Raw genomic sequence first — 19,877 nt, forward strand, 5'->3', positions numbered from 1 at the left:
GGGTGCCTTTTGCTTTTGCCGTTGGGTTTGCCGGTAAGGCCCCTGCCGAGCATGGCTCGGCACTACAGGTCCCCCTCTACGGGTAGAGCTCCTGCCGAGCATGGCTCGGCACTACATTCAGAGCAGGGTGCCGCCGAGGATCATTGCGGCGATGCTGAAATAGATCACCAGACCGGTGACATCCACCAGCGTGGCCACGAACGGGGCCGAGGCGCTGGCCGGATCGAAGCCAAGGCGCTTGAGCACGAACGGCAGCATCGAGCCGGATAGCGAACCGAAGGTGACGATGCCGATCAGGGCCGCGCCGATGGTCACCGCCAGCAGCTTCCAGTGCTCGCCGTAGTCGTGCAGGCCGGCCAGCTGCCAGACGGTGATGCGGATGATCGCCAAGGTGCCGAGGATCGCACCCAGCACCACGCCGGTCGGCAGCTCGCGCAGGGCGACCTTCCACCAGTCGCGCAGGCGCAGTTCGCGCAGCGCCAGCGAGCGGATCAGCAGCGAGGTCGCCTGTGAGCCGGAGTTGCCCCCCGAGCTCATGATCAGCGGGATGAACAAGGTCAGCACCACCGCGCGCGCCAGCTCGTCCTCATAGTGCTGCATGGCGCTGGCGGTGAGCATTTCGCCGAGGAACAGCACGCTCAGCCAACCGGCACGCTTGCGCAGCATCTCCAGGAAGCCGATCTGCATGTACGGCTTGTCCAAGGCTTCCACGCCGCCGAACTTGTGCACGTCCTCGGTGGATTCATCGATCAGTGCATCGAGGATGTCGTCGACAGTGACAATCCCCAGCATCTGCTGCTGTGCATCCACCACCGGGATCGCCAGCAGGTCGTGGCGGCGGATCAGCTGCGCCACCTCTTCCTGGTCCAGCAAGGCATCCACGGTCACCGGCGGATTGACCTGGGCAACCGACAGGATCGAATCCTCCGGCTCGCCGGTGATCAGCCGCCGCATCGTCACCACCTGCTGCAGCTGCCGGCTTTGCGGGTCCAGCACGTAGATGGCGTAGACCGTTTCGCGGCTGCGCTCCACTTCGCGGATGTGCTGCAGGGTCTGCGCCACCGTCCAGTCCGCCGGCACACCGACGAACTCAGTGGTCATCAAGGCGCCGGCGGTATTGGGCGGATAGCTCAGCAGCAGCTGGATCGAACGCCGCGCCTCCGGTGCAAGCAACGGGATCAGCCGCGCGCGCTCGGCATCATCCAGCTCATGGACGATGTCGGTCGCACGGTCGTCGGCCATCAGCCCCAGCAAGGCCGCGGCGCGGGCCGGCGGCAACGCTGCGATCAGTTCCCCCGCATGCTGCAGCTCAGGGGCTTCCAGCAGTTTGACCGCACGCGGCAAAGACAATGCCGCCAGCGTATTGGCCGCAAGTGGCAATGGCAGGGCGTTGAGATACTCCACCGCATCGGCGGTGTTGTAATCGGCCAAGGGCGCGCTCAGCGTGGCTGCGTCCACCACTGGTCGCAGAAATTGCTTCTGGTTCATCTTGATTCGCCTGTTCTGAATTGCGACCGCAACGCCAGCACAGGGCGAACCAGCCCTGTCAGGCGGTTGCCGTCGCTGGTGTCGACGATCGCGATCGACTTCTACTGTCGCTGGACATGGGTTGGACTCCGGAAAGGTGCTGCGCGGTTCTACCGGCAGCGGCGCGAGTCTGGTCCTGTTGGCCGACGGGGTCAAGCCTGCACCGCTGCATCCCGCAAATGGGGGGCTGCTGTTCGCATTCACTCACGGCACAGTCCGCATAATGTGAAATCCTCGGTAGGCAGCTGCCCGACCGGTCAGCTGAATCAATCAAGGAACCCCTTTCAATGCACGGCACGGGTCTCGAACTCGCCTTGGTACTGCTGCTGGCGGCGGTCATCGCCGTGCCGGTATTCAAGCGCTTCGGCTTGGGCGCGGTGCTGGGCTACCTGGCCGCTGGCGTGGTGCTGGGCCCGCATGTGCTGGGCTTCGTGCAGGACGCCGACCGCATCCTCAATGCCGCCGAGATCGGCGTGGTGATGCTGTTGTTCGTGATCGGGCTGGAACTGTCGCCGTCGCGGCTGATGGTGATGCGGCGGCCGGTGTTCGGCGCCGGCACGGTGCAGGTGCTGCTCAGTGCGATGGTGCTGGGTGGTTTGCTGCTGCTGAATCACTTCTCGTGGAAGAGCGCGCTGGTCATCGGCACCGCGCTGGCCTTGTCATCCACGGCGGTTGGCCTGCAGCTGCTGTCCGAGCACAAGGCACTCAATACCGACTATGGCCGGCTCGGCTTTGCCATCCTGCTGTTCCAGGACTTGGTTGCCATTCCCTTGTTGGCCGCCATTCCACTGCTGGGCGGGGTCAAGAACGAAACCCTGAGCTGGCAGGATGCCTCCATCGCGCTGGGTGCACTGGCGTTGGTGATCGTGTTGGGCAGGCCCTTGCTGCGCCGGCTTTTCAACATCGTCGCGCGCACGCGGATGCCCGAGGTGTTCACCGCCACGGCCTTGCTGGTGGTGTTGGGCACCGCCTGGTTCATGGCCGAAGCCGGGCTCAGTGCCAGCCTCGGTGCCTTTATTGCCGGTGTATTGCTGGCCGACTCCGAATTCCGCCACGAGATCGAATCACAGATCGAGCCGTTCAAGGGCCTGCTGCTTGGCCTGTTCTTCATCGCCGTGGGCATGGGCATCGACCTGAAGCGGGTTGCCGCCGAACCCGAAATCATCGCGCTGGGCGTGGCGATCCTGCTGGCGGTGAAGTTCTCCATCCTGATCGCGCTCGGCTTGGCCGCACGCATGTCGCTGCGTAATGCGCTCATGCTTGGCAGCGTGTTGTGGCTGGGCGGCGAGTTCGCCTTCGTGGTGTTCAACGAAGCCGAGCGTGCGCATCTGCTCGGTCGCATCAACCACGACCGGCTGGTGGCGGTGGTCAGCCTGTCGATGGCGATCACGCCGGTGCTGCTGCTCGCCCTGCAGCGCTCGCTGCAGCTCAAGCCGCCGCCGCGGCCGACGCAACCCGAACCGGATGAGACCCTGAAGGATGCAGGTGAACAGCGGCCGAAGGTGCTGATTGCCGGCATGGGCCGCTTCGGCCAGGTCGTCGGTCGTCTGCTCACCGCACAACGCATTCCGTTTGTTGCGCTGGAGGCCGACCCGGACACGGTCAAGGACCTGCGCCGCTTCGGCAACCAGCTGTACTACGGCGACCCGACCCGCCCCGACCTGCTGCGTGCCGCCGGCGCCGAGCACATCCGCGTGTTCGTGATGGCGATGGACGACCCGGATACCAATCTGCGCGCGGTGCGGCTGGTACGGCGCATGTACCCCAAGGCAACGGTGCTGGCGCGTGCGCGCAACCGCCAGCACGCCTGGAAGCTGCTGGACATGTCAGCCGAGCCGTTCCGCGAAGTATTCGGTTCCAGCCTTGAAGCCAGCGAACGCGTGCTGACTGCGCTCGGTATTCCGGACAGCATCGCGCGCGACCACGTGCAGCGTTTCCGAGAACACGATGAAGCGCTGCTCAAGGCGCAGCACCTGGTCTACGACGACGAAGCTGCAGTGATGCAGACCTCGCGCGATGCCCGTGCTGATCTGATGCATCTGTTCGAAGCCGATGCCAATGACAGTACGACGGTGCCGCCGCCCAACGACAAGGACTGAAGCGCTTCGGGCCGACTTTGTTCTTTGTAGGAGCGGCGTAAGCCGCGAAGCTGATGGTGCTGAAGTCGCTGGTATCCCCTGTCATCTGATGATGTTGCGGCTTCGCGGCTTACGCCGCTCCTACAAATGCAGGTGCAACATGCCGGCCTCATGAAAAGGGCGCCTTGCGGCGCCCTTTTTGCTTACTTGCGGCGCTGGGCCGGTACGAAGACTTCGTTGACTGCGGTGGCCAGCTGATCCGGCGGCAACAGGCCCTGGTCGAGCAGGAAGTTGTTGAACGCCAGGCGGTCGAACTTGTCGCCCAGTGCCAGCTCGGTCTGCATGCGCAGTTCCATGATGCGGGTGTAGCCGTAGAAGTAGCTGCAGGCCTGGCCCGGCGAACGCACGGTGTAGCGGTCCAGTTCCTGCGTTGCCATTGCCTCGGACAGACCAACGCCTTCCACCAGCACCTTGCGGGCACGCTCGCGGTCGGTCTGGCCGAGGTTGAGCGCGGGGTCAAGCATGGCGCGGGCGGCGCGCAGCAGGCGGAACTGCAGCGCGATCATCTGCCCATCCAGCGGCTCGAACGGCACCATCTCGGCCTCGGCATACAGCGCCCAGCCTTCAACATTCACCGAGTTGAAGGCGAACATGGTGCGCGCCAGCGAGATGCCACGCTCGACCATCGCCGCAAACTGCAGGTCATGGCCGGGGAGGCCTTCGTGTGCGCTCAGCGTCCACGCTGCCGAACCGAAGTTGAAGTCGTCGTACTGCGCCTTCTCGCCCGAGGCAGGGTTGCCCAGCGGCAACACGAAGGTGCCCTGCTGGCCGGTATTGCCGACCAGCGGCGCCGGCAGGTAATGCGGTGCCGGTGACGCGGCGCTTTCGGCTTCACTGCCCAGGCGCATCTGCAGCGGACGCTGCGGCACGTCGACGATGCCCTGCTTGTGGATGATCGGGTCGATCGCGTCGATGACGCCGCGGTAATGCGATTCAAGCTGGTCGTTGCTGATCTTGTCCTGCTTCAGCGCGCGGATCACCGCCACGTAATCGGTATTGTCGGCGACCTTCAAACCCTTGGCCTGTACCACCAGCGGTGCCAGCTGGCGCATCATCGCGCGGGTTTCCATGTACTCGAGCTGGGCACGCTGCATCAGCAGCGCCGGATCGATGTCCACACCCACTTCCTTGAGCTGGAAGGCATACAGCTCGGCCGGCAGGCGGTTGTCGGTGCGTGCCTTGGGCAGCACTTCCTTGCTGGTCCAGGCGATGTAGTCCTTCATCTGCGTGGACAGCTCGGCCAGCGAGGCATCGGCGCCGTCGATCTTGTATTTGGCGAACAGCTTGCCTATGCCGGCGATGTAGGTATCGACATTGGCCAGCGCCTGATCCACCTCAATCTTGGTCGGCTGCAACAGGTTGGGCGTGCCGCTCTTTTCCTCGTAGCGCTGGCGCGCCAGGGTGGCCAATGGCTGCGTGCCCGGCGCCTTGCCGAGGTAGGCATTGAGTCGGTCCAGTGCCTTGGCACGGCGCGCTTCGGGAACCTGGTCGGACAGCAGGCCGTTGATGCCGCCAAACACAGTCTGCGGCACGTCCATCCACGGCATCAGGTGCTGTTCGTTGAGGGTGCTGCTTTCGATGTTGCGCTCGGCGGCGCCGATCATGATCTCCAGGTCCTGGCGCAGATTGGGATCGCGCTCGACCTGCAGCTTCTCGCGCAGCTGGTCGCGCGCCTTGTTCATCGCGGCACGGTAGCGCGCGGCATTGTCCGGGCGCAGATCGACGACCTTGTCGTCATAGCCCGGCACGCCGAAGAAGCTGGTCATTTCAGGCTGGAACGGTGCCTGCGCCTGCAGCAGGATCTGCGCCAGCTCATTGCTGCGCGCAACCCAGGCCGGAGCGGCGGGGGTGGTTTTGGTCGTGGCGGGTGCGGCGGCGGTCGCGGTGAGCGGCAGTGGCGCGGCCAGTGCAAGGGCGACGGCGAGGACGAGAGGCTTCATGGACAGCTCCGTAAGGGATGGGCTGACCGTACGCAGTAGCTGCCGGTGCGGCAAGGGTAGGAAGTGGGGGTGTTCTGGGGTTTGGGACGACAGCAGGAGCAAAGCTCACCCCTCCCCGGCCCTCCCCTTCGCTACGCGAAAGGGAGGGAGCTAAGCTCAGCCCCCTCCCTTTGCCGAAGGCAAGGGGAGGGTTGGGGAGGGGGGCTTTTGGCTTCAAGCCTGCAAGCCCCCTCACCCACTCATCAAAACAACAACGCCCCTCAGGGCTTCAAACAACGCCCAAGGAAATTCTCAGCCACCCGGTAACGGTGCAACGCATCCGCACCCGACAAACCATGCTTGGCACCCGGATAGGTCATCAGCTCGAACGGCTGGCCACGCTTCTGCAGCGCGCTCATCAGGCTGGTCGAATTGGAGAACAGCACGTTGTCATCGGCCATGCCGTGGATCAGCAGCAGCGGCGAGGTCAGCCCGGCGATGTGGGTCAGCACGCGTGCTTCGCGGTAGCCATCGACATTGGCCGCCGGCAGGTTCATGTAGCGCTCGGTGTAATGGGTGTCGTACAGGCCCCAATCGGTGACCGGTGCGCCAGCCACGCCACAGGGGTACTGGTCCGAGGCCTTGGCCAGCAGCATCAAGGTCATGTAACCGCCGTTGGACCAGCCCTGCACGCCGATGCGGCTGCCATCCACCCATGGCTGCGACTTCAGCCATTCCACGCCCTTGAGCTGGTCGGCCACTTCCACCGTGCCCTGCACGCCGTACAGCGCGCCGCCGAAGTCACGGCCGCGACGCGGCGTGCCACGGTTGTCCAGCGAGAACACCACATAGCCGCGCTGGGCCAGGTACTGGTTGAACAGGTGATCGCCACGACCCGGCCAGCTGTCGGTCACGGTCTGCGAGGCCGGGCCGCCGTACACGTAGACGGCAACCGGATACTTCTTCGCCGGGTCGAAGCCTTCCGGCTTGATGACGCTGTAATTCAGCGGCGTCTTGCCATCGGCAGCAGTCAGCGTGCCGTATTCGACCGGGCGCTGCGCGTCGCGGTACCTGGCATACGGGTGCTTGGCGTCGGCCAGGTTGTTGTCGAGCAGGGTGGCGATCTTTTCGCCATTGGCGCGGAACAACTCGATCTGCGGCGGCGTGTTGTGGTTGGACCAGCTGTCGACATAGACGCTGGCGTTCTTGGCGAACGCGGCGCTGTGCATGCCCGCGGCCTTCGACAGTTTGGTCGGCGTACCACCGGCCAGCGGCACCGAATAGATTTCGCTGCGCAGCGCTGATTCCACGCCGGCACGGAAGTAGACAGTCCCGGCTTCTTCGTCGACAGCCAGCAGTTCATCGACAGGCCAGTTGCCCGAGGTCAACGCGGTCTGGTTGCGGCCATCAGCGCTGGACACATACAGATGCTGGAAGCCGCTGCGCTCGGACGACCACAGGAAGCGGCCATCCTTGAGGAACTTCAGGCTGTTGTGCAGCGGCACCCAGGTCTTGCCGGTCTCGGTGACCAGTACCTGCTGCTTGCCGTCGGCCAGGTTGGCTTCGATCAGCTCCAGCGTGTGCTGGTCGCGGCTCTGGCGCTGGAAGGTGAGGTGCTGGCCATCGCGCCAGTTGACGCGAGTCAGGTAGATATCTTTCTGCTTGCCCAGATCCACCCAGTTGACCGCTGCGTCAGCGCGCGGCGCGATCACACCCAGGGTGACCAGTACGTTCGGATCACCAGCCGCCGGATAGCGCTGTTCGATCATCTCCACGCGGTCGGCATACATCTCATAGCGCTTCTGCACCGGCACCGGCGATTCGTCGATGCGGGCGAAGGCAATGGCCGAGTCGTCTGGCGCCCACCAGTAACCTGTGTGGCGGTCCATCTCCTCGTCGGCGACGAATTCGGCCACACCGTTGCCGATGGTGGCGCTACCGTCGTGGGTCAGCTGCAGCTGCTTGCCGCTGGCCAGGTCGATCACCCACAGGTTGCGCTCGCGCACGAAGCTGACGAAGCCGCCCTTGGGTGAGAGTTTGGCGTCGGTGCTGAAACCTTCACCGTTGGTGAGCTTGCGCACAGCAGCGCTGCCCTGCTTGCCCAGGTCGTAGAGATAGAGCTCGCCGCCCAGCGGGAACAGCAGGGTCCTGGCGTCCGGCGACCACTGGTAATCGACGATGCCGCTGAAGGCGGCGATGCGCTGGCGCTCGCGGCGTGCCTTTTCGGCATCGCTCAGGGTCTCGGTGCCGGGCAGCACCACCTTGGAATCCACCAGCAGCCGGGTCTGGCCGCTGGCGATGTCGTATTCCCACAGGTCCAGCTGCTTGACGTCGCTGTCCTTGCCACGCAGGAAGGTGACCCGCGAACCATCCGGGGCGACCTTGGGCTTCATCAAGGTGGGGCCGGACAGCGGCGCGTTGCCGGTGATGGCTTCGAGGGTGAGCTTCTCGGCGTGGACAGCGGGAGTGGCGAGGATCATGGCAAGGGCTAGAAACAAGGGACGCATGGGATTCCTGTCAGGGACAGCACGGATCGGGCCATCCTAGCGAACCACGGCCTGCTGTGCTTCCATCGAAAGTCCTGCTTCGACGATCCCGTTCGCACCCACATGACCGATTCCGCTCCACACCTGCGCTGGCAGGCCGCCGTCCATGCCTACGCCAGCCACCTCAACGATTACGTCGCCCGTGGTGATGCCTGCAACTGGAAGAACATGGGCCAGCCGCAGGATCCACCCGATCTGTCGGCGCTGTTGCCGACCTTGATGGAAGCGTTGCGCGCAGCCAATGCCAACGGCGACGAGGCGGCACTGGCGCAGCTGCGCGGGCAGTGGCCGCCGCTGCATGAGGCCACCCAGCCGCTGCTGGAGGCCAATGGCCAGGGCTTCAGCGCGCTGGCCTGGCTGCCCGACGGCAGCCTGCTGGTGCGCACCGGTGCCTGGTACGAGCCGGGCCAGGTGCTGATGGTGCAGGGGCTGGAAACCCGCTCGCTGAACGACGTGGTGATGTTCGGCAGCAGCCCGGACCGGCAGCTGGTGGCGCTGGCCACGGACGGGCACATCCGCATCATGCACAACGCACGGACCGGGCCCGTCGCCGAACTTCCGCTGCCACGTGGCGACGAGGCCTTGCCGGCAAACCTGGCCGCCTTGGCCGAAGCCGAAGACCAGGCCGTGATCCAGCAGCTGATCCCCTTCAACGACGGCCAGCGCGCGGTGGTGGTGCGTGCCGATGGCGTGTTCCTGTGCAGCGCCGGCGGCATCCAGCGGCTGTTGCCGACCGCCGACGAACTGCAGGAACAAGCTGCCGACGAGGACCCTTATGCGGTGCGGCTGGACATGGTCCATGCCGCGGTCTCGCCCGATGGCCAGTGGATCGCCTGCGGCCAGCAGGATGGCCACCACCGGATTTTCGATAGCCACGGCCAGGCGGTGTGCACGATTGGCCCGCACGGAGAGTATCCGCACCACGCAGCGTTCTTCGCCGATGGCCAGCATGTCGCGCTGAACGCCTGCCACTTCTACAACGGCGCCACCATCGCAGTGGAAACCGCCGCCTTTGGCCAGATCAACACCGACTTCTACGAAGACCATCCGGCACTGCGGGTGGTAGACCCGGGCGGGCGCATCTACGCCAGCGCAGCCGTGGCCGGCGGGCTGGTGCTGGGCGACGCCTATGGTTACCTGCGCGCGGTGGATGCAGCCGGCAACCTGCTATGGAAGCAGCATGTCGGCAGCACCATCAGTGCGATGGCCAGTTCCGCCGATGGCCGCCTGCTGGCGGTGGGCAGCTATTCGGGCACGGTGCACCTGCTCGACCTGACATCGACCGCCGCCACTCCGGAGCAGGTCGGTGTGGGTGCACACCCGGAGATACGCCGCTGGCTGTTCTGGAAGCAGGAAGCCACGCCGCTGGCGTGGTGATTCCACTGCCGCGCAGCGTGCCGCCGGTTTGGCGGCCGCTGCCCGGTCCCCTGCTACGTATCAGCGCTGGCCGAACAGCAGGCGCTTTTCCTCGTCGCTGAGCGGCTGCCCGGCCTGCGGGTTGACCGTCGGCCCGACCGCATAGGCACGCTGGGTAGCCGGGCGCTCGGCGATGGCCTGGTGCCAGCGGCGCAGGTGCGGGAAGGCCTCGAAGTCCACCGGCAACTTGGCGTAGGCACCAATCCACGGGTAGCTGGCCATGTCAGCGATGCCGTACTCGTTGCCACCCAGGTAGGCCGACTCGGACAGGCGCTTGTCCATCACCCGGTGCAGGCGCCGTACCTCGCTGTCATAGCGTTCGATCGCGTAGGGAATGCGCTCCGGCGCATAGACGTTGAAGTGGCCCATCTGCCCACTCATCGGGCCGAGACCGCCCATCTGCCAGAACAGCCATTCCAGCGTGGCGGCACGACCGCGCAGGTCGCCGGGGATGAAGCGGCCGGTCTTTTCGGCCAGGTACAGCAGGATGGCGCCGGACTCGAACACACTTAGCGGCGCGCCGCCGTCGGCCGGGGCATGGTCGACGATGGCCGGCATCTTGTTGTTCGGCGAAATGGCGAGGAATTCCGGCAGGAACTGGTCGCCCTTGCCGATGTTGACCGGGTGCACGCGGTACTCCAGCCCGGCCTCTTCCAGGAACAAGGTGATCTTGTGGCCATTGGGAGTAGGCCAGTAATAAAGGTCGATCATGAATACGCCTCGGCGGAACCATCCTCAGGGGCTCCTACGGTAGCCGCTTGGCAGCCTTCCGGGCGACCGGTAACCTGCGCTGTTTCCGCAACGCACCATCCTTCCCAATGTCCGAACACAAACCGCTGAGTCCGCTCTCGTCCCTGATCTTCGCCTCGCGCTGGCTGCAGCTGCCGCTGTATCTGGGGCTGATCATCGCGCAATGCGTCTACGTGTTCCTGTTCGGCAAGGAGCTGTGGCACCTGATCTCCCATGCCAGCACCTGGAGCGAGCAGCAGATCATGCTGATCGTGCTGGGCCTGATCGACGTGGTGATGATCTCCAACCTGCTGGTGATGGTGATCGTCGGCGGCTACGAGACCTTCGTCTCGCGCCTGCGCCTGCAGGGCCATCCGGACCAGCCGGAGTGGCTGAGCCACGTCAACGCTTCCGTGCTGAAGGTGAAGCTGGCGATGGCGATCATCGGCATCTCCTCCATCCACCTGCTCAAGACCTTCATCGAATCCAGCCAGGTCGGCCTGCCACTGTGCACCAAGGACCTGATCGCCTCCGGTGACCTGTGCACCAAGTTCACCAGCGACGGCGTGATGTGGCAGACCATCATCCACTGCGTGTTCATCCTGTCGGCCATTGGCATCGCCTGGACCGACAAGCTGATGTCCAACGGCCACGCCAAGCCGGCAGCCAACGGGCACTGAGCAACACCAAGGGCGGGCGTCACACCATGTGACGCCCGTCACTCTTTCATTTCAGCGTCATCATCGGCCCCCGCTTACCGCGCCGTCGATGCTAGATTCGCGCTTCACTGCTGATGGGTACGGCATCGGGAAATGCCATCGCCTCACGCCGCCAAGGCCAACGCAGTCCACGTTCGTCGATTCAAGGGGATGTTTGATGTCGTACGTCATGAAGAAAGGCAAGCTGCGCCTGCTCGTACCCGCTGTTCTGTTGACCACCCTGGTCGCCTGTTCCGGCAAGGATGAACCCGCCGCACCGGCAGCTGCGCCGGCCGCACCCGCAGCAGCTGCACCCGCCGCACCGGCGGTAGCGGAAAAGGTCCAGGCCATGGACACCCAGCAGCTGCGTGACATGGCCAGCGCCGCCCTGCGCGAGAACCGCATGTATGCGCCGGCCGGCGACAACGCCATGGAGTACTACCTCGCCCTGCGCGACAAGCTGCCCGACGACGCCTCGATCAAGAGCGCGCTGACCGACCTGCAGCCCTACACCCTGATCGCCGCCGAGCAGGCCTTGAGCCGTGAGGATTTCACCGAGACCCAGCGCCTGATCGCACTGGTCGAGAAGGTGGACCCGACCGCACCGGCACTGCCGCGCCTGAAGCAGGGCGTCACCGGCAGCATGCAGGTGGCCGAACGTCGCACCGTGGAAGAAGCCGACAAGGCCAAGAAGGACGCCGAAACCCGCGCCAAGCAGCAGGTCGAACAGCAGCGCCTGGCCCAGCAGCAGGCCGCCGAAGCCACCGCTGCCCAGCAGCTGGCGGCCAAGCAGGAAGCCGCGCGCAAGGACAGCGAGCGCCAGGAAGCCGAGCGTCAGGCCGCCGCCCGTCGCGAAGCCGAGCAGCGCAGCGCTGCGCAAGCCGCCGCCCAGCAGGCCGCCGCGCCCAAGCCGGCCGCAGCACCGGCGCTGCGTGCCGTCAGCACCCCCGCCCCGCGTTACCCGGCCGATGCGCTGCGTTCGGGCACCTCCGGCGAAGTGCTGGTGGAGCTGACCATCGGCACCGACGGCTCGGTCACCGACGCCCGCGTATTGCGCGCCACCCCGGCACGCACCTTCGACCGTGAAGCCTTGAATGCGGTGAAGCGCTGGAAGTTCGAGCCGATCAGCAGCCCGACCACCACGCGTCGTACGCTGGCGTTTGCGCCGAACAAGTAAGCGGTTCTTGCTTGCGAAAAAGGCCCGGATCGCTCCGGGCCTTTTTTGTTTTGGGTAGTGCCGAGCCATGCTCGGCAGAGGCCTTACCGGTAGAGCCCCTTGCCGAGCATGGCTCGGCACTACAGTTGGGGCAAAAGCAAAGGCCCGGAGTGATCCGGGCCTTTGTTGTTCTTGGTAGTGCCGAGCCATGCTCGGCAGAAGCCTTGCCGGTAAAGCCCATGCCGAGCGTGGCTCGGCACTACAGGGGGAGCTCAGCCCGAGATCGCCAGGCGCTCCTGGCGATAACGCCATACCGCTACCGCCCACAGCAGCACTGCCAGCAACACCGAGGCGCCCAGATATACCGCCCATTGCGTGGCCGAAGGCATCTCGCCGCGGGTGACCTTGACCAGCATCTGGTTCTGCGACAGGAACGGCACCGCGTACTGCCACAGCTGGGTGTCCTTCAGCGGGTAGGCCATCAAGGCATAACCCGGCAGCATCGGCAGCAACATCAACCAGACCATGTGGCTCTGTGCTTCCTTCATGCTCTTGGCGCTGGCCGACAGGCAGGTCAGCAGGGCGGTGCCGATCAGCACCAGCGGCAGCAGGATCACCAGCAGCTTGCCCATCGCCGCGAAGCTCACGTCCAGCGAGCGCGCCGCGCCACCACCAATGCTGGCACTGATCTTGAACGAGATCAGGATCAGCAGCATCGACGCCAGACCCAACAACACCGCCGCCAGCATCTTGCCGCTGACCAGCGCACCGCGTGCTGCCGGCGTGGCCAGCAAGGGCTCCAGCGACTGCCGCTCACGTTCACCAGCGGTGGTGTCCATGGCCAGATGCGAGCCGCCGATGAAGGCAAACAGCATCAGCACCAGCGGCAACACCACCGACAGGAAGATGCCGCGCTTGGCCTCGGCCGTTGCCAGATCGCGGGTGCCAACGTTGACCGGTGCGGCCACCATCGGATTGACGCCACGTGCCAGCAGGCGCAAGGCACCTACTGATTGCCCGTAGGCAGTCAGCACATTGCGTACGCGAGCGATCTGCACGTCGCCGGTACGGCGCGTGGTATCAGCAACGATCTCCACCTTGGCCGGCTTGCCGGCCTGCCAATCGGCAGCGAAGTTCTCGTCGATCACCAGGGCCAGGTCTTCGCGCTGGCTGCGGATCAGTGCTTCGTAGTCAGCCGGTGCCTCGGTGGCATTGATGCCGCGGCTGGCCAGGAAGGCAACCAGGTTCGGGGCACGGGCGATGCCTACCACCGGGATGCTCAAGTCCTTCTCCAACTGCGTCTCGGCACGCAGGTTGGTGAGCTTGTTCATGCCCAGGAACAGCAGCGGGTACAGCAGCGGCGCGGTCAGCAAGGTCAGCAGGAAGGTGCGGCGGTCACGGGCGAAGTCGCGCAGCTCCTTGCGCATCACCGTGAAGATGGCGCGGAAATATCCAGTCTGGCTCATGCGTGCAGGCCCTCCTCGCTGCCGATCAGTTTCACGAACGCGTCTTCCAGGTTGCTCTCATGGGCCTGCTCGCGCAGCTCATCCGGCGTGCCCTGGGCAACCACCCTGCCCTGCGCGATGATCACGATGCGGTCACACAGCGCGGCGACCTCCTGCATGATGTGGCTGGAGAAGATCACGCAGCGGCCTTCCTCGCGCAGCTCCTTGAGGAAGCCACGCAGGCCACGGGTGGTCATCACGTCCAGGCCGTTGGTCGGCTCATCGAGGATGACGTTGCGCGGATCGTGGATCAGCGCGCGGGCGATTGCGGTCTTGGTGCGCTGGCCCTGGCTGAAGCCTTCGGTCGCACGATCGAGGAAATCCTCCATCTGCAGCGCCTTGGCCAGGCGCGCGGTGCGCTCGACGATGGCGGCCGAACTCATGCCATGCAGTTCGCCGAAGTAATCGATGTTCTCGCGGGCGGTCAGGCGCTTGTACACGCCACGCGCATCCGGCAATACGCCGAGACTGCGGCGCACTGCATTGGGGTCAACCGCGGCGTCGACGCCATCGACCAGCACGCGGCCGCTTTCCGGCGTCATCAGCGTGTACAGCATGCGCAGCGTAGTGGTCTTGCCGGCGCCATTGGGGCCGAGCAGACCGGTGATCTGGCCATCGTGGGCGGTGAAGCCCACGTCATCCACGGCAATCACCGGCGTCTTGTCCTTGCCCCTGCCGGGGAAGGTCTTGCGGAGTCGTTCTGCAACGATCATGTAAGCAATTCCTCAGTGATGCGGTGATGTCACGGTTCCCAGCCATTGAAGCTGGTGAACGGCGGCACGTAGTTGAGTTTTTCCAGGCAGGCGCCGTCGAGCGCCTTCGGGTCGGTCTTTTCAATGAACTGCGCGAACAGCTTGGGCATGCAGCCAGCACCGATGACGTTGTGGCCCTGGCCACGCAGCACGAACAGGCGCGCGTTATCCAGGTGCTTGACCACTTCCTCGCCATAGCGCGGTGGCGTGACCGGATCGAACTCGCCTTCCAGCACCAGCGCCGGCACCTTGCCGGCCAGCGGTTTGTGGAAGTCGGCCGGCGCGGTGCCCTTCGGCCAGGCGGCACACATTGCGGCCATGGCTTCCGCCATCTGGTTGCCGAGCACAGTCTTCTCGTCGCCGCTGTTGGCGACCATGCTTTCGTTGTCTTCGCTGCATACCACCGACAACTGCATGCCCATCGCCATGGCGTCCTTCATCTCGCCCTGCAGCATCTGCGTCAGTGCCATCAGGTTGTCGTAGCGGCCGCCATTGGCTTCGTGGATGAGCTTGGGCAGCAACGCGCCGGCTGCCGGCATGTAGGCGTACATGCGCACCAGGCCGGCAACGGTCTCGGCACGCAGCTCGCCTTGCTGCTGTTCGCCGGTGCTGGCGTCGCGGTACTGCACCGTCACCGGCTGCGCGCGCAGCTTGGCCAGCAGCGTGTCCAGCTCGGCACGTGGATCACCAAGGGTGTCCTTGCACGATGCGGTCTTGGTGCATTGGGCGAACTGCAGCGCCAAGGCATCATCAAGGTTGCGCGCGAAGATGTTGCCCAGCTGCAGGCTGTTCGGCACCACCGAGTCGAGCACGATGCTGCGCGTGGCCTGCGGATGGCGCATGGCGTACTGCTGGGCCACGCGGGTGCCATAGCTGACACCAACCAGGTTGATCTGGCTCGCACCGATAGCCTGGCGCACCGCATCCAGATCCGCCACCGCCTCGGTGGTGGTGTAGAAGCGCAGGTCGGCCTTCTGCCCCAGCTGGGTGGCGCAGTTCTGTGCAGCTGCCTGCATCGACGCCGTGCTGAAGTCGGCATCGTCCGGTGTATCGCAGGCCAGCAGGTTGGATTTGCCGGTGCCGCGCTGGTCGACCAGGATCACGTTGCGGTGCTTGCGCACCTCGGCAAATGCCGGCTCAACCTGCGGGAAGGTGGCAACCGCGGCCTGACCCGGGCCACCGGCGAGGAAGAACACCGGATCCGGCTGCAGGTCGCTTTCCTTCTCCGGGGCAACCCAGGCGATGTTCAAGGCGATCTTGCGGCCCTGCGGGTTTGCCCGGTCTTCGGGCACTTCCAGCGTGGTGCACTGTGCTTCCAGGCTGTCGCGGCTGCCGGCCGAGCTCAGGCTGCAGGGTTGGAAGTTCAAGCTGCCAAGCGTCTGCGGCTTGACCGCGCTGGCCGTTGCAACAGCAGCCCGGGCGGCGTCTGGTGCAGGCGTATCGGTTGACCGCACCAGGCGGTAACCGACGATGCCGGCGATCACAGCCAAGGCGAGGATGGTTTGGGTCTTACGGGACATCATCGGAACAGCCCCTCACGGTTGAAGAAAAACGGGTCTACCTGCATCCAGACGCGGGCGCGGCAGCTATGTGACATCAGGAAAGAAAATTTCTTCGATCCGGCTTTCATACAAACGGGCGATGCGGAAGGCCAGCGGCAGGCTGGGATCGTATTTGCCGGTCTCCAGCGCATTGATGGTCTGCCGGGAGACCTCCAGCTGCTCGGCCAACTCGCCTTGTGACCAGCCCTTGGCTTCACGCAGCTCGCGCAATCGGTTATCCATCGCCCCGGCTCAGTGGTAACGCCGCGCGACAACACCCTTGGCCAGTCCGTACGACAGGCACACCAAGGGAAACACCCAGATCATCGCCACGTTGGACGGCACATCGATGACCTTGGCCGACTGCAGAAAGCCCCCTGTCAGGTATACCAGCGAAATGAATGCCGTGGCGAAGCTCACCGCCTCCAGCTCGATGCGCTGCTGCAGCTCATCGGCATCGCGGATGTAGCGGATCATCGCCCGCAGCACCAGCATCATCGGCGGCACCGGCAGCAAGGCGATCAAGGCGCGCAGCAGGCCGTCCTCGACCCGCTTGAGCAGCAGGATCGACAGCACCAGCAGGACCACATAGCCGCCCATCGCCAGCATCACCTCGCGGGTATAGCGCTTGCGCAGCTTGGCCGGTGCGGCATCGCAGCCATCGGGCATCAGCCGGCGCAGCAGTGCCGCGATTGCCAGACCCAGGGCGATACCAAACAGGATGCCGGAGAACCGCGGCTGTGCGCCCATCGGCTGCCAGAGCAGCAGCGCGCATGCGACCAGGGTGAATGCAGCGGCGGCGATCAGCATGCCGAGCGTCCAAAGATTGCGGCTCATCGCTCGGCCCCTTGCAGCTGCTGCCGCGAGCCGGACGGTGCAACAGCACACCAGCGGGCAACGGAGTCCGCCGCCGCGAAACAAACAAGAAACCTGCAATGACGCATGGCCAACTCCTGTAAAGCACGCTTGACACATCCTGCAGCCAGCCAGACCCGGCTGTCAAGCAAGCTTTACAGATTGCCCCCCCCCCACTCGGCGACGGCCAATTCCTCGGCCTGGCGCGGAAAAGCAACGCCCATGACGAAAAAAGGCGCGACCGAAAGGGTCGCGCCTGCATATGGGCCAACGTCAAACCAGCATCCAGACCGGCCGGATCAACAACATGGCGGCGGCACGCCAGCCGCCAAGCATCACTTGCTACTGACGTACTTCTCGCGGCGGATCTGCGGCATCGGCAGACCGGCTTCCTTCAGCGCTTCCACGCAGGTATCGACCATGTCCGGGTTGCCGCAGAGGTAGGCGATATCGCGGGCCGGGTCCGGCGCGATCTCGGCCAACTGCTGCTGCACATAGCCCTTGCGGACGTCGGCGTGCGGGTTTTCCGGCAGTTCGCGCGACAGGCAGGGCAGGTAGCGGAAGCCCGGATTGGCGGCGGCGAAGGCGTAGAAGTCGTCGCTGTACAGCAGCTCTTCCGGTGTACGCGCGCCCTGCAGCAGCACCACTTCCACGCCGCGCTCGAGCATTGCCGTGCGTAGCTGCGGCAGCATCGAGCGGTACGGGGTGACGCCGGTGCCGGTGGCGATCAGCAGGTAACGACCGTTGTGGTCGCCCGGTTGCAGGCAGAAACGGCCAAACGGACCGCTGCCGCTGATGTGATCGCCCGCCTTCAGGCCCTCGAACAGCGCCGTGGCGGCGCCGCCCGGCACGAAGCTGACCGCGATATCCACCGCCTCACCCGGGCCCATCGCATGGTCATGGATGGTGGCCAAGGAATAGCTGCGCTTGGTGGCGGTGCCGTCGGCGTAGTCGAAATGGACCTGAATGAACTGGCCGGGCAGGAAATCCAGCGGCTGGCCGTCGTCACGGACGAACTGGTAGTGGCCGACGCTGGGGGCCAGCATGCGGCTGCCGACCAGCTTGAGGGGGAATTGGATTGGCACAGGAGGGGAACAGTGTGTAACCGGGTATGGACCACGGGGCCTCCTATAATAGCGGTCTGCACTTATCCGACGCCTGTACCCGGCGCGAAGGCCCAAGATTGGACTCCCGTACCCCTACCAGCACAGCAGCGCTGCGCATCACCGATCTGCGCAAGACCTATGACAACGGCGTCCAGGCCCTGAAGGGCGTGTCGCTGGAAGTTGCCCCCGGCGACTTCTTCGCCCTGCTCGGCCCCAATGGTGCCGGCAAGTCGACCCTGATCGGCATCGTTTCTTCACTGGTGAACCTGAGCGAAGGCCAGGTACAGGTGTTCGGCAGCGACCTGGTGGCCAACCGCAGCGCGACCATGCGCCTGATCGGGCTGGTGCCACAGGAAATCAACTTCAATCTGTTCGAGAAGCCCTTCGACATCCTGGTCAACTACGCCGGGTTCTACGGGATTCCGCGTGCCGAAGCAGAGGCCCGCGCCGAGCAGGAGCTCAAGCGCGCGCATCTGTGGAACAAGGCACAGATGATGAGCCGCACCCTGTCCGGCGGCATGAAGCGCCGGCTGATGATCGCGCGCGCGATGATGACCCAGCCGCGCCTGCTGATCCTCGACGAGCCCACCGCCGGCGTGGACATCGAGATCCGCCGCGACATGTGGAAGACGCTGCAGGAGATCAACGCCGCCGGCACCACCATCATCCTCACCACGCATTACCTGGAAGAGGCTGAGCAGCTGTGCCGCAACCTGGCCATCATCAACCACGGCCAGATCGTCGAGCAGGGCCCGATGCGCGGCCTGCTGGCCAAGCTCGATGTGGAAGGCTTCCTGTTTGATATCGACGGTGAGCTGCCCGCGCAGCTGCCGCAGATCGAAGGCGCAACCCTGGTCGCCACCGACGCGCATACGCTGGACCTGGACATGCCGCGTGCGATGGATCTGAACCGTGTCTTCGACGCCCTGAATGCCGCCGGCATCCGCGTGCGCTCGATGCGTACCAAGAGCAACCGCCTGGAGGAGCTGTTCGTACGCCTCACCGGCAACCTGGAGAACACCGCAGCATGAGTACCCCCGTTCCCGTGACCGACAGCAGCCGCAACTGGGTGGCGCTGGGCACCATCGTTCGCCGCGAGGTCAACCGCATCCTGCGCATCTGGGGCCAGACCCTGGTGCCGCCAGCGATCACCATGACCCTGTATTTCCTGATCTTCGGCGGCCTGATCGGCACCAAGATCGGGCAGATGGGCGGCTACAGCTACATGCAGTTCATCGTGCCCGGCCTGGTGATGATGAGCGTGATCCAGAACAGCTACGGCAACATCAGCTCCTCGTTCTTCGGTGCCAAGTTTGGCCGCCATGTCGAGGAACTGCTGGTCAGCCCGATGCCGAACTGGGTGATCCTGTGGGGCTATGTGGCTGGCGCGGTGCTGCGTGGCCTGATGGTGGGCGTGATCGTGCTGATCATCGCCATGTTCTTCACCCCGGTGCGCATCCCGCATCCGCTGGTGACGCTGACCACGGTGCTGCTGGGCGCGACCATCTTCTCGCTGGCTGGCTTCATCAATGCCGTCTATGCGAAGAAGTTCGATGACGTGGCGATCGTGCCGACCTTCATCCTGACCCCGCTGACCTACCTGGGCGGCGTGTTCTATTCGGTGACCTTGTTGCCGGGTTGGGCGCAGGCGATGACCCACGCCAATCCGATCTTCTACATGGTCAATGCGTTCCGTTACGGCCTGCTGGGCAGCAGCGACGTGCCGTTGTGGGTCTCGTATGCCTTGATGCTGGGCTTTGTTGGCGTGCTCACCGCATTGGCCCTGTGGCTGCTGCGCCGGGGCGTAGGCCTGCGTAGCTGAAGAAAGGCGCCGAAAGGCGCCTTCTTTTTGTTTTTGTAGGAGCGGCGCAAGCCGCGAAGCCGATAGATCAACAGCGCAAAGCACCCCTCCCCAACCCTCCCCTTGCCTTCGGCAAAGGGAGGGAGCAAAGCTTCGCTGCTTACGCCGCTCCCACAAAACCTGCGACA

15 protein-coding genes and 2 pseudogenes are annotated in these 19,877 nt (G+C 64.8%); 7 read left to right on the forward strand and 10 right to left on the reverse strand.

Features of this window, described 5'->3' with window-relative positions; genetic code table 11:
• Nucleotides 1-117 precede the first annotated feature (117 nt).
• Nucleotides 118-1,488, reverse strand: coding sequence for a magnesium transporter (gene mgtE / locus Q5Z11_RS19620; protein WP_303747944.1), 1,371 nt, complete (start codon nt 1,486-1,488; stop codon nt 118-120).
• A 326-nt stretch (nt 1,489-1,814) separates the two neighbouring features.
• Here mgtE and Q5Z11_RS20790 point away from each other — a divergent pair.
• Nucleotides 1,815-2,946, forward strand: a pseudogene (locus Q5Z11_RS20790) (monovalent cation:proton antiporter-2 (CPA2) family protein); the annotation flags it as partial.
• A gap of 71 nt (nt 2,947-3,017) precedes the next feature.
• Nucleotides 3,018-3,626: pseudogene (locus Q5Z11_RS20795) on the forward strand (NAD-binding protein); the annotation flags it as partial.
• A gap of 182 nt (nt 3,627-3,808) precedes the next feature.
• Here the strand turns inward: Q5Z11_RS20795 and Q5Z11_RS19630 are convergent.
• Together Q5Z11_RS19630 and Q5Z11_RS19635 are read right to left on the reverse strand one after the other, a co-directional pair.
• Nucleotides 3,809-5,605, reverse strand: coding sequence for a DUF885 domain-containing protein (locus Q5Z11_RS19630; protein WP_303747946.1), 1,797 nt, complete (start codon nt 5,603-5,605; stop codon nt 3,809-3,811).
• Between the two features lie 260 nt (nt 5,606-5,865).
• Nucleotides 5,866-8,091: a S9 family peptidase gene (locus Q5Z11_RS19635; RefSeq protein ID WP_303747947.1), complete on the reverse strand. Its 2,226-nt coding sequence runs from the start codon at nt 8,089-8,091 to the stop codon at nt 5,866-5,868.
• Nucleotides 8,092-8,193: 102 nt separating this feature from the next.
• Between Q5Z11_RS19635 and Q5Z11_RS19640 the strand changes: the two genes are divergently transcribed.
• Nucleotides 8,194-9,507: a WD40 repeat domain-containing protein gene (locus Q5Z11_RS19640; protein WP_303747948.1), complete on the forward strand. Its 1,314-nt coding sequence runs from the start codon at nt 8,194-8,196 to the stop codon at nt 9,505-9,507.
• 60 nt (nt 9,508-9,567) lie between these two features.
• Here Q5Z11_RS19640 and Q5Z11_RS19645 read toward each other — a convergent pair whose 3' ends face one another.
• A complete protein-coding gene (locus Q5Z11_RS19645; RefSeq protein WP_303747949.1) occupies nt 9,568-10,257 on the reverse strand; it encodes a glutathione binding-like protein in 690 nt (229 codons plus the stop codon).
• Nucleotides 10,258-10,364: 107 nt separating this feature from the next.
• Between Q5Z11_RS19645 and Q5Z11_RS19650 the strand changes: the two genes are divergently transcribed.
• Complete coding sequence (locus Q5Z11_RS19650; RefSeq protein WP_303747950.1) at nt 10,365-10,955, forward strand: TIGR00645 family protein; 591 nt, start codon at nt 10,365-10,367, stop codon at nt 10,953-10,955.
• 196 nt (nt 10,956-11,151) lie between these two features.
• Entirely contained in the window at nt 11,152-12,150 is a 999-nt protein-coding gene (locus tag Q5Z11_RS19655; RefSeq protein ID WP_405051628.1) for an energy transducer TonB, read from the forward strand.
• Between the two features lie 251 nt (nt 12,151-12,401).
• On the opposite strand, the gene Q5Z11_RS19660 is transcribed toward Q5Z11_RS19655, so the two are convergent.
• The 6 genes from Q5Z11_RS19660 to Q5Z11_RS19685 all read right to left on the reverse strand — a co-directional run bounded on the left by Q5Z11_RS19660 (nt 12,402) and on the right by Q5Z11_RS19685 (nt 17,867).
• Nucleotides 12,402-13,595 (reverse strand): ABC transporter permease, encoded by a 1,194-nt coding sequence (locus Q5Z11_RS19660; protein ID WP_303747951.1) that lies wholly within the window; start codon nt 13,593-13,595, stop codon nt 12,402-12,404.
• Nucleotides 13,592-14,347, reverse strand: coding sequence for an ABC transporter ATP-binding protein (locus tag Q5Z11_RS19665; RefSeq protein WP_303747952.1), 756 nt, complete (start codon nt 14,345-14,347; stop codon nt 13,592-13,594). The genes Q5Z11_RS19660 and Q5Z11_RS19665 overlap by 4 nt, the downstream gene beginning before the upstream one ends.
• Before the next feature lie 29 nt (nt 14,348-14,376).
• A complete protein-coding gene (locus Q5Z11_RS19670; protein ID WP_303747953.1) occupies nt 14,377-15,909 on the reverse strand; it encodes an alpha/beta fold hydrolase in 1,533 nt (510 codons plus the stop codon).
• Between the two features lie 63 nt (nt 15,910-15,972).
• Nucleotides 15,973-16,170, reverse strand: coding sequence for a helix-turn-helix transcriptional regulator (locus tag Q5Z11_RS19675; RefSeq protein ID WP_303747954.1), 198 nt, complete (start codon nt 16,168-16,170; stop codon nt 15,973-15,975).
• A gap of 9 nt (nt 16,171-16,179) precedes the next feature.
• A complete protein-coding gene (locus Q5Z11_RS19680; protein ID WP_303747955.1) occupies nt 16,180-16,764 on the reverse strand; it encodes a hypothetical protein in 585 nt (194 codons plus the stop codon).
• Nucleotides 16,765-17,117: 353 nt separating this feature from the next.
• A complete protein-coding gene (locus Q5Z11_RS19685; RefSeq protein ID WP_282272003.1) occupies nt 17,118-17,867 on the reverse strand; it encodes a ferredoxin--NADP reductase in 750 nt (249 codons plus the stop codon).
• Between the two features lie 98 nt (nt 17,868-17,965).
• Between Q5Z11_RS19685 and Q5Z11_RS19690 the strand changes: the two genes are divergently transcribed.
• Nucleotides 17,966-18,919, forward strand: a complete 954-nt coding sequence (locus Q5Z11_RS19690; RefSeq protein ID WP_303747956.1) for an ABC transporter ATP-binding protein — start codon at nt 17,966-17,968, stop codon at nt 18,917-18,919.
• The gene (locus Q5Z11_RS19695) at nt 18,916-19,710 is read left to right on the forward strand and encodes an ABC transporter permease (RefSeq protein ID WP_303747957.1); all 795 of its coding nucleotides are present in this window, start codon (nt 18,916-18,918) and stop codon (nt 19,708-19,710) included. Before Q5Z11_RS19690 ends, Q5Z11_RS19695 begins: the two co-directional genes overlap by 4 nt.
• The last annotated feature ends 167 nt before the right edge of the window (nt 19,711-19,877 follow it).

The organism is Stenotrophomonas sp. 610A2 (assembly GCF_030549615.1).
Classification (GTDB): Bacteria; Pseudomonadota; Gammaproteobacteria; order Xanthomonadales; family Xanthomonadaceae; genus Stenotrophomonas; species Stenotrophomonas pigmentata.

Excerpts from the sequence above, each read along its gene's own strand:
- mgtE (WP_303747944.1), bottom strand. The coding sequence starts at position 1,488 with ATGAACCAGAAGCAATTTCTGCGACCAGTGGTGGACGCAGCCACGCTG.
- Q5Z11_RS19630 (WP_303747946.1), bottom strand. The coding sequence starts at position 5,605 with ATGAAGCCTCTCGTCCTCGCCGTCGCCCTTGCACTGGCCGCGCCACTG.
- Q5Z11_RS19635 (WP_303747947.1), bottom strand. The coding sequence starts at position 8,091 with ATGCGTCCCTTGTTTCTAGCCCTTGCCATGATCCTCGCCACTCCCGCT.
- Q5Z11_RS19640 (WP_303747948.1), top strand. The coding sequence starts at position 8,194 with ATGACCGATTCCGCTCCACACCTGCGCTGGCAGGCCGCCGTCCATGCC.
- Q5Z11_RS19645 (WP_303747949.1), bottom strand. The coding sequence starts at position 10,257 with ATGATCGACCTTTATTACTGGCCTACTCCCAATGGCCACAAGATCACC.
- Q5Z11_RS19650 (WP_303747950.1), top strand. The coding sequence starts at position 10,365 with ATGTCCGAACACAAACCGCTGAGTCCGCTCTCGTCCCTGATCTTCGCC.
- Q5Z11_RS19655 (WP_405051628.1), top strand. The coding sequence starts at position 11,152 with ATGTCGTACGTCATGAAGAAAGGCAAGCTGCGCCTGCTCGTACCCGCT.
- Q5Z11_RS19660 (WP_303747951.1), bottom strand. The coding sequence starts at position 13,595 with ATGAGCCAGACTGGATATTTCCGCGCCATCTTCACGGTGATGCGCAAG.
- Q5Z11_RS19665 (WP_303747952.1), bottom strand. The coding sequence starts at position 14,347 with ATGATCGTTGCAGAACGACTCCGCAAGACCTTCCCCGGCAGGGGCAAG.
- Q5Z11_RS19670 (WP_303747953.1), bottom strand. The coding sequence starts at position 15,909 with ATGATGTCCCGTAAGACCCAAACCATCCTCGCCTTGGCTGTGATCGCC.
- Q5Z11_RS19675 (WP_303747954.1), bottom strand. The coding sequence starts at position 16,170 with ATGGATAACCGATTGCGCGAGCTGCGTGAAGCCAAGGGCTGGTCACAA.
- Q5Z11_RS19680 (WP_303747955.1), bottom strand. The coding sequence starts at position 16,764 with ATGAGCCGCAATCTTTGGACGCTCGGCATGCTGATCGCCGCCGCTGCA.
- Q5Z11_RS19695 (WP_303747957.1), top strand. The coding sequence starts at position 18,916 with ATGAGTACCCCCGTTCCCGTGACCGACAGCAGCCGCAACTGGGTGGCG.